Consider the following 12822-nt stretch of genomic DNA (forward strand, 5'->3'; position numbering starts at 1 on the left):
TGCGGGCTAGCCGTAGCGGGCCAGGGTGAGCCCCTCGTCGCTGATGGCGGGGGCGCTGCCCGAGATGAGATCGCTGAGCAACCGGCCCGACCCTGCCGCCATGGTCCAGCCCAGGGTGCCGTGGCCGGTATTGAGCCAGAGGCCCGGGATGGGGCTGGGGCCCACCAGGGGCGTGCCGTCCGGGGTCATGGGGCGCAGCCCGGTCCAGAACTCGGCCCGGGGGAGATCGCCCCCCTCGGGGAAGAGATCCCTCACCACCATGGCCAGGGTGTCGTGGCGTCTGGGGTTGAGCGCCAGATTGAAGCCGCTGAGCTCGGCCATGCCGCCGACCCGGATCCGCTCATCGAAGCGGGTGATGGCGACCTTGTAGGTTTCATCCAGCACAGTGCTGCGCGGCGCCCCAGCGGCGTCCGTCATCGGCAGGGTGAGGGAGTAGCCCTTGACCGGGTAGACGGGGAGCTCTATCCCGAGGGGGCGCAAGAAGCCAGTGCCATAGCTGCCCAGAGCGCAGACGATGGCGTCGGCCTTGAAGCGCCGCTCGCCGGCACGCACCGCCACGGCGCGCCCCTGGGCGAGCTCGACCTCGTCGATGGCGCAGTTGAAGATGAAGTTCACCCCGAGCCGCCGTGCCTCGTCAGCCAGGGCCTGGGTGAAACGGAAGCAGTCACCCGTCTCGTCCCCCGGCAGGCGCAGGCCCCCCACTATCTTGCCGCGCACCCTTGCCAGGGCGGGCTCCACCTCTTCACAGCCGTCGGCATTTAGGGACTGGTAGGGGACGCCGTACTCTTCAAGCACTTCGATGTCGCGCTGGCTGGCATCGCGCTGGGCCTGGCTTCGAAACAGTTGCAGGGTGCCGAGCTGGCGACCCTCGTAGTCCAGCGCCAGCTCGTCGCGCAAAAGCTTCATGCAGTCGCGGCTGTATTCGGCTAGGCGCACCATGCGCCCCTTGTTGACCGCATAGGCTGCCGGGGTGCAGTTGGCGAACATCTTCAACATCCAGCGCAGCTGGAAGGGATCCGAGGTGGGGCGCACCGTGAAGGGGGCGTGTTTTTGCAGCAGCCATTTGGCCGCCTTGAGGGGAATGCCGGGGGCAGCCCAGGGGGAGGCATAACCCGGGGAGATCTGACCCGCATTGGCATGGCTGGTTTCAAGGGCCACCCCGCCGCGCCGCTCCAGCAGGGTCACCTTGTGACCGGCTTTGGCCAGATACCAGGCGCTGGTCACACCGACCACGCCACCACCGAGTACCACTATGTCCATCTTGTCTCTCCTTGACTGGGGCCTCCACCTTAATCAGCCGCCACAGGATATTCAACTGGTGTCGTTATCATTGGTGATTATCACCATTCACATTTTGTTAACTGGCTCTCAATGTTGTCATTTGCTCACTTTCTGGCATTAAATCCGGTCGATTCAGAGTCGTTCCAGGTGGAGCAAATGGTGCTCCGCCGTCGCCAGGATTGCCTGTTGCCGGGAGGTTGGCTGACCATCCCAGTTGGCATAGGGCAGGGCGAGGCGAGGGTGGCTGCCGAGCCTCTCCCGATGGCGCCATAAAAAGTGCCAGTAGAGGCTGTTGAACGGGCAACTGTCCGGCCCGCTGCGCTCCTTCACCTCGTAGTGGCACCCCTTGCAGTAGTGGCCCATCCGCTCCAGGTAGGCGCCGCTGCTGGCGTAGGGCTTGCTGCCCATCAGACCGCCATCGGCAAACTGGCTCATGCCGCGGGTGTTGGGCAGCTCCACCCACTCGATGGCATCCACATAGATGCCGAGATACCAGGCATCCACCTCATCCGGATGGATCCCCGCCAGCAGGGCGAAGTTGCCGGTCACCATCAGCCGCTGGATATGGTGGGCATAGGCGTGATCAAGGGACTGCTGGATCGCGTGGCGCACGCAGGCCATCCGGGTCTGCCCGTTCCAGAAGAAACCGGGCAGGGGGCGCTCGGCCCCCAGGGCATTGACGCGACCATAGTCCGGCATCTTTTCCCAGTAGAGGGCGCGGACAAACTCGCGCCAGCCGAGGATCTGGCGAATGAAGCCCTCCACCTGTGCCAGGGTGATGGTGGCCTGATTGGCCTGCCAGTGGGATTGCGCGGCGCGGATCACCTCGAGGGGATGGAGCATCTTGCTGTTCATCGAAAACGACAGGCGACTGTGGAACAGGCTCCAGCCCCGCTCGCTCAGGGCGTCCTGATAGCGGCCGAAGTGGGGCAGGCAGTGCGCCAGAAAGTGCTCAAGCAGCGCGCGACTCTGGCGCCGGGAGACGGGCCAGGGCAGGGCGCTGGTATCCGCAGTGCCAATGGTGGCGACGCCGTGGCGGGTCAGCATGGCATCGATGTCGCTCACCTCGTTGGCAAATGTGAGGGTTGCCGGTATGGGCTGGCGCTCCGGCAGTCTGGCGCGGTTCTCGTTATCGAAGTTCCAGCGCCCGCCAAGGGGCTGGCCATTTTCATCAAGCAGCACCTTGTACTGCTTTCGCAGGGCGCGGTAGAAGAACTCCATCCGGCTGTGGGGGTAGCGCCGCCAGCCATCCCGGGGGGTGAGAAAATGCTCGCTGTCCACTTCGCGGGTCGGGATGGCAAGACCTGCGGCCCACTGGGTAAGCTGGCTGGCAAGGCGCCACTCGTCCGGGCTCTGCCAGGCAAAGCGCTCGGCTTGATGGTGGGCGATCTGGGCCGCCAGCAAGCTGGGCAAATCGGGCCAGGGGGTGCTCTCATCGAGAGTCAGGTAGCAGACCCGGTGGCCTGCCTTGGTGAGGGCGGCGGCGAAGGTGCGCATGGCGGCAAAGAAGGCCAGCACCTTCTGACGATGGTGGCGGCAGTAGTCCGTCTCCTGGCGCAGCTCCGCCATCAGGTAGCAGACCGCGGGATCCGGCGTGCGAAACCAGCTGTGACCGGCGTTCAGTTGATCCCCGAGGATGAGGCGCAGCTCCATCAGGAGTGCTCCTTCTGACGGCGGCAGCGTTCGCTGCAGTAGCGCACCTCCTGCCAGCAGCGGGCCCACTTGCGCCGCCAGGTGAAGGGACGCTGGCAGACGGGGCAGACTTTCTCGGGTAGATGGGGTTTGAGGTGCATGTTCCGCCTCGTTCACTGGGTTGACCGAACTCTGCCTGCATAACGAAGCGCAACCAGGATGGGATCACAGTGGGACGGGAAAGAGGTCGTTCCGGCTTGCGAGGAGAGAGGTGCAATGAGAAGGCCCCCGCACCTGTCGGTGCGGGGGCCTTCTGTGACCGTTACTGGTTGCTGAACAGCTTGGTGCGGGGCGTGGACTGGGCGGTCAGGGTCATGCGGCCCGAGGTTTCCAGCCAGGTTCTGATCTTCTTGGCGTCGGCCACCCGCTCATCCGTGGTATTGGCGTGAAGCAGCACCATGACCACGGGTTCATTGTTGACCCGGGTGTCCATCACCAGGCAGCGACCCGCTTCGCGGATGTAGCCGGTCTTGGAGACCATGATGGGCCAGCTTCCTTCCCGCACCAGGCGGTTGGAGTTGTGGTACTGCATCTGGCGTTTGCCGTTGCGCACCAGCCTGTGCTCTGTGGTGGAGTATTGGCGGATCAGCGGGTAGCTGGAGGCGCTGGCCACCAGCTTGGCGAGATCGTGGGCGCTGGAGACGTTGCGCGGGTTGAGCCCTGTGCTGTCGGCGAAATGGGTGCTCCACATGCCGAGCATGCGGGCCTTGGCGTTCATCGCCTCGATAAAGGCGCGGCGACCGCCGGGGTAGTGTCTCGCCAGGGCCGAGGCGGCGCGGTTTTCCGACGACATCAGGGCGATGTGCAGCATGTCGGCGCGGCTGAGACGGGAGCCTATGGCCAGGCGGGAACCTGTGCCCTTGATCCTGTCCACATCGTCCATGGTGACGGTGAGCATCTCGTTGAGGCGCTGGTTGCCATCCAGCACCACCAGCGCCGTCATCAGCTTGGTGATGGAGGCGATTGCCATCACCCGGTTGGCGTTGCGTTCAGCCAGGATCTCCCCGGTTCTGGGGTTGGCGACCACGAAGGCATCGGATCCCAGGGCGAGATTGGTGCGTGGTGCTATCAGGCTGTTGGTGGAGGAAGAGGTCGCAGAAAACGGGTTGGCATGGGCGCTTTCCATGCTGGCGGGAAGGAGGAAGGCGCCGAGCAGCAGGGGAAGAAAAGGACGAAGGTTCATGGTTTGGCTCTACTACGACTGACAGGGACATTTGGCTAAGTTATATGACGGTAATTGACGCTTCACAACGTCTGACGGCCCGATATTTCCATTTTATGGGATGGCTCACCTTGAAATAGCCGAATTCACGGCTATAGCGCCCTCTCACGGGATTCATAATGAGCCATTCATGGCGCACACATTGGCCTGGTTCAGCCCGTCATGGGGCGCACTATATGCCCTTTCTGACCAATCATTGCTACTCTTTTTGCGCCTTCCGGGGCGGCATTGGACCGAAGGCACCATTAATCCTCTTTGTGTCGGGAAGATAGGCGCCGGCAGGTGCTGCGAGGGGGATGCCAGCCGACCCGGATCAGCGCAGCACCACCCTCATCAACGGCGAGGGGCTACGCGCCACAAAATGGTGCCAGACATGGTCATAGAGCGCCTGCTGCCCGGGAAAGCTGACCAGTGCCTTGGCCTCGGCGAGCGAACACCAGCGGTACTCGGTGTGCTCGTTGTTGAGGGTCACAGCCTGATGGGGCGGGCAATAGACCACGAACACAGGCACCACCATCACGGAATTGGTGGCAGCGTCGTAAAACTGCTCCAGATATTGGCCGTTATAGAGCTCGGTCACTTTGATGCCCGTCTCCTCGCCAAATTCGCGCACTATGGTCTGCCAGCCGGTTTCCCCCGCCTCGACCGTGCCCGCCACATGGCACCAGAAGCCGCCCTTGACCCTGTTCATCAGCAGTATCTTTATCTGGCCATCGATGTCCGATAGTGCCACTCCGGCAACGGCGTTGCAGCGAATGGGGATCATGTCTGTACCTTGTCGTCGTGAAATCACGGTTTGCATTATGGGGTTGTTCGGCGCCCCTTGCCCCATTTTCTGCGTCCCGCCCTGTCCCCGGTTATCCCCCCATGATGCGGGCTGTCTGAATGGCCTGGATCAGGGCGGCGCGGTTGATGCGGGGGCGCTCGCTGTCGAGCAGCTGCTGCCACAGGGTGATGGCCTGGCGGTAGCGACCGTGCAGGAAATGATCGGAGGCGAGCAGCATCAGGGCGCTCACTTCCCCCTTGTCCTGCTTGAGGGCGTCATCGAGCAGGCGTTGCGACTGCGGGGTGAGTTGCTGGCCCGCCTGGTAGTAGAGCACGGTTGCCTGAGCGGCCTGGGTCGCGGCGCTGGCACCCCCCTCCAGCAGGGCGAGGCGCTGGTAGGCGAGCAGGGCGTTGTCGTACTCGTCCCGATACAGATACAACTGGCCGAGCTCGGCCCAGGCCTCGAGGTCGGCGGGGTTGCGCTGCAGCCGCTGGTGCAGGGCGCCGAGCGCCTTGTCCTGCAGATCTCGGGGGCTCATCCCCGCCAGGGGATCGGGGCGGGACTGATAGGCCTGCCAGGCCTGATAGCGGCCGCTGGCGGCATAACCGGCGGCAACGGCGCCTATCGCCACTATCCCGAGCAGCAGCAGGGCGCGCGCGTGCCGCCCGCTGCGGCCGGGGGCCTGGGTCAGTCGCTCGCGCAGGGCCAGCTCGGCGACAGGCGTGGCATTGGCAAGGTGGGCGGCTGCCAGCTCCCGATAGAGGGGCTCATGGGGAGTGAGGCCTGCCTGCTCCCTTGCCATGATGAGGCGATTCAATGCGCTGCGGGTATCTCTCTCACGCAGATTGACCCTGCCATCGGGCGGAATGGCCAGCTCTCCTCTGGCCTTCAGGCGGCGACGAAGGCGCTTCAGCGCCAGCCCCAGCAGCAGCAGGGGTCCTCCCCACAGCAGCGCCGTGCTTGCCTTGAAGGGGGGATCGTAGCGCACGAAGTCGCCAAATCGACTGGTCATGCGGGCGATCACCTGTTCATCGCTCTGTCCTTCGTCTATCCAGCGGTAGACCTCGAGGCGCAGATCCCGGGCTATGGGGGAGTTGGACTCCACCAGGTTCTGGTTCTGGCACTGGGGGCAACGCAGGGCACGGGCGAGATCCTGAGCCCTGGCTTGCAACTCGGGGTGCTGGAACTGGTAGGTGTCGACGCCGCTGGCCGTGGCCGCCGGGCTCAGTGCGATGATCAGCGTGATGGCCATCAGCAACGGGTTGATGAGGGGGCGGATCTTCATGGCTGCCCCTCCGCCTGTGGGGTGGGCAGGGCACGGGCCCTGGCAAGCAGTGGCACAAACTGGCGCTGCCAGACCTCCTTGGTGAGCTCGCCTGTGTGGCGGCTGAGCAGGGTGCCATCGGCGGCAAAGAGATAGGTCTCGGGCGTACCGTAGACGCCGAGCTCCAGCGCCAGCTTGCCGTTCGGGTCTGCCAGCACGGCTTTATAGGGGTTGCCCGCCTGGATAAGCCAGGCGCGGGCCGCGTCCCCCTTGTCCCGATAGTTGAGACCGTAGAGGGGCACTGTCTTGGCCAGCTCGGCCAGCAGAGGATGCTCGGCGCGGCAGCTCGGGCACCAGCTGGCCCAGACGTTGAGCACGAAGGGCTCACCTTTTAGCTCAGCGGTATCAATAATCCCCCCATCCAGCAGGTTTTCGCTCTGCCAGGTCGGCAGGGTGCGCCCCAGGGTCGCCTCGTCCTGGCGGTAAGGATCCTTGCCAAGGCCGAGCCAGAGCAGGGCGCCTAGGCCCAGAGTGACTATCAGGGGGAGGAAGAGACGCAGGCGGGCTCTCATGGCGCCTCCTTGGGGAGCAAGCCCGCGACTTGATGTGCAGAGGTCTGCGGTTGGGCTGCCAGCAACGGCTTGCGCCCCAGCAGACGCAGGGCGCCGCCCGTCATCATCAGCAGGCCACCCAGCCAGATCCAGCGCACCAGTGGCTTGTGGTGCAGGCGCATGGCGTAGGCCCCGGGCCCCATCTTCTCGCCGAGCACCACGTAGAGATCGCCAAACAGGCCCCCCTGGATGCCGGGTTCGTTCATGTTCATGGTGCGCACGCTGTAGTGGCGCCGCTCCGGGGCCAGCCTGGCCACCTCCCGGCCATCCTTGTGCACGCTGACAGTGATGCGCTCGGCCGTGTAGTTGGGGCCGATCAGCGGCTCGCTCCCCTCATAGCGAAATTCATGGGCGCCGAGGCGATAGGGTTTATTGGCGGCGAGCACTGTGCCCCCCTCCTGGCTGTGGTGGCTCACCTGAGCGATGCCGAGGGCGCATACCGCCACCCCGAGGTGGGCCAGCAGGCTCCCGAGCCGGTTGGCACTCAGGCCATGGATATTGAATGAGAAATTGATCAGCAGGCTCGCGATGAGCCAGAGGCTTATCATATTGGCGAGGATGCCACTCCAGCCCAGGGTTCCCTGTTCGCGATAACTGAGGCTGAGCAGGCCGCCCCCCAGCAGGCCGAACAGGGGCGGCAGCAGTATCTTGAGGCGGGAGGATGCCATCAGCCCCTGCCAGCGCAGGCGCGGGATCTGGGTCATCAGTGCCATCAGCACCAGTGCCAGCGGCACGAAAACAGCGTTGAAATAGGGGGCGCCCACCGAGAGCGACCCCAGATGCAGGGACTGGAACACCATGGGGTAGAAGGTGCCGAGCAGCACGCAGGCGCAGGCCACCGACAGCAGCAGTATGGCGGCGCCCAGCAGCCCCTCCTTTGACCAGAAGCCGAAGTGGGCGTAGGGGGCGCGGGTATCGGCCCGCAGGGCAAACAGGGTGAGTGCCGTGGTCAATAACAGGCCGAGCAGCAGCAAGAGGGTGAGGCCGCGATTGGGGTCCACCGCGAAGGCGTGCACCGAGGTGAGCACCCCGGAGCGCACCACGAAGGTGCCGAGCAGGCTCAGGGCGAAGGTGAAGATGGAGAGCAGCAGCACACCGTGGCCGTAAGCGCCGCGCTTCTCGCAGACAATGAGGGCATGCAAGAGGGCTGTGCCCAGCAGCCAGGGCAGCAGGGAGGCATTCTCCACCGGATCCCAGAACCACCAGCCGCCCCAGCCCAGTTCGTAATAGGCCCACCAGGAGCCGAGCAGGATACCGGCGGTGAGAAACACCCAGGAGCCGAGCGCCCAGGGGCGGCTCCAGTGAGCCAGGGCGCCGTCCAGTCGGCCCGAGTGCAGCGCCGCCATGGCGAAGGCGAAGTTGACCGCAAAGCCGACGTAGCCGAGATAGAGCAAGGGGGGGTGAATGATAAGGCCGATATCCTGCAGCATGGGGTTGAGATCGCGCCCCTCAAGCGGCCCGGGGAACTGGCGGTCAAAGGGGCTGGAGAAGATCAGGGTATAGAGGGCAAATAGCCCTACGATCAGCCCCATGATGGCCAGCACTCGAGTGGTGATCAATGGATCGACCCGTTTCGAGCAGAGTCCGACCAGCGCCCCCCAGAGCGCCAGCGCAAAGACGAAGAACAGCATGGAGCCCTCGTGGCCTCCCCACACGGCCGCCAGCTTGAAGCCCATGGGCAGGGCGCTGTTGGCGTGCTGGGCCACATAGCTGATGGTGAAGTCATCCCGGGCAAAGCAGCTGGCGAGCAGCCCCAGCGCCGCCCCGAGCAGGGCGGCATTGAGCAGCGCCAGCGGCTTGGCGCAGCGCAGCAGGGTCGGGGAGGCGAGGCGCAAGCCCAGCCAGGGCAGGGTGCCCTGCAGCAGGGAGAGTGCCGCCGCCAGCAGCAGTGAGAGATAGCCGAACTCCGCCAGCACACAACCTCCAGTTTCATTCGTTTATGTTATGCCGCAGCGTCTGCACAGCACCGGCGCTGGGGGATAACATCCACACTCTTGGAAACAAACCAGCGCCAGTCCCCCGAGGGTGGCTGGCGCTGGTGATCATACTTTTAAACAACCGTCATCTGGCCGGCATACGAGGATGACGCAGCATCAGACAGCAGCATGCCCATCAGGGTCATGCTGCAAGCCGACGTCGTATGGTCGCTTTTGCTACAAATCATGCATTTCCCCTTATACAACCGTCATCTGACCGGCATAGAGCACGAAGTAGCGCAGCAGCAGTATTCCCACCAGGGTCAGGCTGCAGACCAGCACCAGGTGGCCGTTTCGCTCCCGCAGCGCGGCCGGAGCCAGCAGGGAGAGCAGCTGGGGCAACAGCATGCCGATCCCCACCACCCCGACCCAGAACACCTGAGCCCAGAAGCCGCTGCCGATGGCGGCCCACATGGCCACCTCCTTCTGACCGCCACCGAAGTAGAGACCGGTAAAGAAGCAGACCAGCAGCAGCACCTCTACCGCCAACACGGGGCGCTCGAAGCTATGCACAAAGCTCACGCCCGGGCTGTGGTGGTGCTCCTTGAACAGGGTCACCGCCAGCAAGATGGTGGAGGCGATCCCTGAGCTGATGCCGGAGACCAGGAAGAGCACCGGCAGCACAGGGTTGTTCAAGAGCGGATAGGTCTTGAGCGCCGAGAGCAGAAAGCCGGTGTAGGCCCCCAGCAGCACCGCCAGCAGCAACAAGAGCGGCGCCAACAGCCGCTCGACGCGGGCCAACAGGGCGATCAGCCCATCCACAAAGGCGAACTTCTCTTTCAGCAGGTGACGGCGCAGGGTCTCAATTTCGGCCCGAAACACCACCGCCAGCCAGGCGAACAGCACCGCCATATAGAGCTGGAACAGCATGACCCCCATCGACATCACAGAATCGAACTGGTAGTGGAACATCAGCTTCCAGAAGGTCCAGGGGCGGGCCAGGTGGAAGATGAGGATCAAGAGCCCCAGGATCACCGAGAGTGGCGCCAGCAGGGCGGTCGCCTTGATGATGCCGCTCTCGCTGCCAGCACCCTTGCGGCGCAATAGCACCGAGAGGCTAGTAGCCCCGGCGGAGATGCCGAGCAGAAACAGATAGATAGCGATCGGCCAGTCCCAGACAAGGGAAGGGAAGTGAAATGCGTCATACCACATGGTCATTCCCTCCATGGGTTATTGCCGGGGTAGACGGCGATGGGGCAAATCCCCACACCAGCGAGGGGAAGTGAAATGCCGCTTGCATGGTCATGACGTTATCTCCCCTTTGGGCACGCGGTACATCTTGGGCGAGGTGCCGAGCCCCTGCTTGTAGCGATAGGTGGTCTCCTTCACCAGCCGTTTGGCTATGGGGCTATCGGGATCATCCAGATTGCCGAACACCAGCGCCTTGGTGGGGCAGGAGGCCACGCAGGCCGGCTCCTTGCCCGCCGCCAGGTTGGTCTTGCGGCAAAAATCGCACTTGTCCGCTACCCGGGTGACCGGGTTGATGAAGCGCACCTGATAGGGGCAGGCGGCCAGACAGTACATGCAGCCGACGCACAAGTCCGGGTCCACGTCGACGATGCCATCCTCCTTGCGGATATGGGAGGCACCGGTCGGGCAGACGTGGACGCAGGGGGCGTTGTCGCAGTGCTGGCAGGACTTGCGAAAGAAGTGGTAGTCGGCATCGGGGAAGGTGCCGACGGGGCCGGTGCGGAGGATCTCGAGCCGCGAGACCCCCTGTGGCACCTGGTTCACCTCCCGGCAGGCATCCATGCAGGCGGTACAGCCGATGCAGGCCGTCTCGTCGTGCAGCATGCCGTAACGCACCCCGTCTATGGCCTGGCTGTGGGCGAGGGCCGTCGCGCGAACAGGCCCCGTCATCATGATCAGCGCACCCGCTCCCATGCCAGCCATAAAGTCACGACGAGAGCAGCTCATGGTGCCTCCTTGCCCGCATTGACCTGCAGGCCGGCCGCCTTGGCTTGATGCTGCTTGCTGTGGCAATCGACGCAGATCTTGATGCGGGATTTTTCGGCTATCCCCACCATGGGTTCCTTGGCCGGGTGCAGCGCGTGACAGCTGGTGCAGCTGAGCTTGGTGGCGTGCACGTCGTGGGCCCAGAGCGCCTCGCGCAGGGGTTTGGGCTCGTGGCAGCTCATGCAGACCCCGTTCTGCTCGGCGATGGGGTAGCCATCGTCACCTTGCTTCTCATTGAAGCTGTCGCTAAAGCGCATCACGTCCTTGACCCCTTCCCTGTGCTGGGGGGAGGGCTGGCCGTGGCAGTTGGTGCAGGTGACAGGTGCCAGGTTGTTGGGATTGGTCGCCTGACCATGCTTGCCATGCATCCCCTCGGTCTGCTCCTTGTGGCAGTCGGTGCAGGCCTTGTCGGGGCTGCGCAAGAACGCCACGTCATGCGTTTGGGGCAGGGCCGCAGGCGCGATCGTCGCCTCGGCAGCCTGGCCCTGCAGGCTGGTCAGCAGCATGGCCGCCATCAGCATCAGTCGTAAGAAATCCATCGTTAAATCACCCATAGGAAGCCTCCATCCGATTGCGGGCCCGACTCGGCGGGCCCGCAAATCTCGTTACTGTGCGAGCCGTCCGGCCGCTTTGGCCTCGGCATCCCAGGCGGGGACTGTGGTCTTGAGGAACTGGGCCTTGTCGCCGTTCATCTGCTTCATGTCCATGCCAAGGGCGGCCTGGGCCTTCTCCTTGCTGGAGATGTCAGGAATGGCGATCTCGTGGCTGATCCCCTTGGCCGCCAGCAGGCGAGCCAGCTTGGTGCGGGCGTCGGCGGCCTTGTCCAGGGCGGTACCCAGCATGCGCAGCGCCACTTCAGGGGCGTGCATCTGCACCCCGTGGGAGGCGATGGAGAAGTCCCAGCGCCATTGGGCGTGACGGATGTCTTGCAAAATGTCCTTCATCTCGGCATCGGTGGCGCCGGCATCCCAGGCCGCCTTGGCCTCGAAGTGGGCGTGCACCAGCTGCTTCTCGACCTTCAATTTGATCTCGGTCACCGCATCCTTGCGCTGCTTGACCACCCCCTGCAGCATCTCCTTGCTCTGGGTGTGGCAGTTGCGGCAGGTCTGCTCGAAGCGATCGAAGGGGTTACCCACCTTGTGATCCGTGTAGACCTTGCCCTGCTCGTTCTGCACCTTGGGCATGTGGCAGTCGACGCAGGCGACGTTGTTCTGGCCGTGAATGCCGGCGCGCCAGGTCTCGTACTCGGGGTGCTGGGCTTTGAGCATGGGGGTCTTGGAGAGGGCATGGGTCCAGTCGGCGAAGCCGATTTCGTCGTAGTACTCTTCCATCTGCTCGACAGTGGTGCCCTTGTCCCAGGGGAATTTCACCGCCTTGGTGGGGCCATTGAAGTAGTACTCCACGTGGCACTGGCCGCACACCTGGGACTGTTGATCGAAGCGGCCCTGCTCCTTAAACGGTTTGCCGATGGCGGTCATGGCGCGGTCTGCATAGGGGCGGGAGAGGTGCAGGGCAGGTTTCCCTTCCTTGAACTCTTTCGAGGCGGTGTCGTGGCAGTCGGCGCAGCCTATGGTATTGACGATTTCCAGCCCGCCCTTGGCCCACATCCCCTTGAAGTAGCCATCTTCGCCTTTCTCGTCGATGACGCGGGCCACATCCGGGCCCTTGCAGCTCCAGCAGGCCATGGGCAGGGGACCGTCTTCGGCGGTTTTCGGTGCCCCGGTGCGCAGTGTCTCGCGCACGTCCGTCAGGGCATAGAAGTGACCGCGGGGCTTGTTGTAATCCTTGGAGAAGGGGTAGCCGGCCCAGAGCACCACCATCTGCGGATCTTCCGCCAGGGCGTCGGTGCGCTCCCGGCTCTCGCTGGTGTTTTTCCAACTGCTGAACTGATCGGCGTGATCCTTGGCGAACAGCTCGCTGCGCGCCTCTATCTTGCCCTCGGGGGTGGCCTCGTCTGCCTGTGCCAGCATGCTGGTGCCCAGCAGGGCAGTCAGCAGCAGGGCGGCCAGACCCGGCCGAAATGGCTTGTTATGTGAACCCACGGTCATCACTCC

12 protein-coding genes are annotated in these 12822 nt (G+C 64.1%); all 12 read right to left on the minus strand.

What is annotated here, in order from left to right; all coding sequences use genetic code 11:
• Nucleotides 1–6: 6 nt before the first annotated feature.
• Nucleotides 7–1260 carry a D-amino acid dehydrogenase gene (locus Aeroheme_RS09280; protein WP_411167137.1) on the minus strand — a complete coding sequence of 418 codons (1254 nt, stop codon included), beginning with the start codon at nucleotides 1258–1260 and terminating at the stop codon, nucleotides 7–9.
• 153 nt (nucleotides 1261–1413) lie between these two features.
• A complete protein-coding gene (locus Aeroheme_RS09285) occupies nucleotides 1414–2934 on the minus strand; it encodes a cryptochrome/photolyase family protein (protein ID WP_411167138.1) in 1521 nt (506 codons plus the stop codon).
• On the minus strand, nucleotides 2934–3074 hold the full coding sequence (locus tag Aeroheme_RS09290) for a DUF2256 domain-containing protein (protein ID WP_411167139.1): 141 nt from the start codon (nucleotides 3072–3074) through the stop codon (nucleotides 2934–2936). The genes Aeroheme_RS09285 and Aeroheme_RS09290 overlap by 1 nt, the downstream gene beginning before the upstream one ends.
• 161 nt (nucleotides 3075–3235) lie before the next feature.
• Nucleotides 3236–4156, minus strand: coding sequence for a D-alanyl-D-alanine endopeptidase (gene pbpG, locus Aeroheme_RS09295; RefSeq protein WP_139744283.1), 921 nt, complete (start codon nucleotides 4154–4156; stop codon nucleotides 3236–3238).
• 352 nt (nucleotides 4157–4508) lie between these two features.
• On the minus strand, nucleotides 4509–4961 hold the full coding sequence (locus Aeroheme_RS09300; RefSeq protein ID WP_411167140.1) for an NUDIX hydrolase: 453 nt from the start codon (nucleotides 4959–4961) through the stop codon (nucleotides 4509–4511).
• Between the two features lie 91 nt (nucleotides 4962–5052).
• On the minus strand, nucleotides 5053–6246 hold the full coding sequence (nrfF, locus tag Aeroheme_RS09305) for a heme lyase NrfEFG subunit NrfF (RefSeq protein WP_411167141.1): 1194 nt from the start codon (nucleotides 6244–6246) through the stop codon (nucleotides 5053–5055).
• Nucleotides 6243–6797 carry a DsbE family thiol:disulfide interchange protein gene (locus tag Aeroheme_RS09310; RefSeq protein WP_411167142.1) on the minus strand — a complete coding sequence of 185 codons (555 nt, stop codon included), beginning with the start codon at nucleotides 6795–6797 and terminating at the stop codon, nucleotides 6243–6245. Before Aeroheme_RS09310 ends, nrfF begins: the two co-directional genes overlap by 4 nt.
• Nucleotides 6794–8752, minus strand: a complete 1959-nt coding sequence (nrfE, locus tag Aeroheme_RS09315; RefSeq protein ID WP_408778908.1) for a heme lyase NrfEFG subunit NrfE — start codon at nucleotides 8750–8752, stop codon at nucleotides 6794–6796. The genes Aeroheme_RS09310 and nrfE overlap by 4 nt, the downstream gene beginning before the upstream one ends.
• Nucleotides 8753–9010: 258 nt before the next feature.
• Entirely contained in the window at nucleotides 9011–9964 is a 954-nt protein-coding gene (nrfD, locus tag Aeroheme_RS09320) for a cytochrome c nitrite reductase subunit NrfD (protein ID WP_234689858.1), read from the minus strand.
• Nucleotides 9965–10054: 90 nt separating this feature from the next.
• Nucleotides 10055–10729: a 4Fe-4S dicluster domain-containing protein gene (locus tag Aeroheme_RS09325; protein WP_408778905.1), complete on the minus strand. Its 675-nt coding sequence runs from the start codon at nucleotides 10727–10729 to the stop codon at nucleotides 10055–10057.
• Nucleotides 10726–11322, minus strand: coding sequence for a cytochrome c nitrite reductase pentaheme subunit (gene nrfB, locus Aeroheme_RS09330; protein ID WP_395950062.1), 597 nt, complete (start codon nucleotides 11320–11322; stop codon nucleotides 10726–10728). Before nrfB ends, Aeroheme_RS09325 begins: the two co-directional genes overlap by 4 nt.
• 51 nt (nucleotides 11323–11373) lie before the next feature.
• Nucleotides 11374–12816 (minus strand): ammonia-forming nitrite reductase cytochrome c552 subunit, encoded by a 1443-nt coding sequence (gene nrfA / locus Aeroheme_RS09335; protein ID WP_411167143.1) that lies wholly within the window; start codon nucleotides 12814–12816, stop codon nucleotides 11374–11376.
• Nucleotides 12817–12822 lie beyond the last annotated feature (6 nt).

The organism is Aeromonas sp. DSM 116730, assembly GCF_046581335.1.
GTDB lineage: Bacteria > Pseudomonadota > Gammaproteobacteria > Enterobacterales > Aeromonadaceae > Aeromonas > Aeromonas rivipollensis.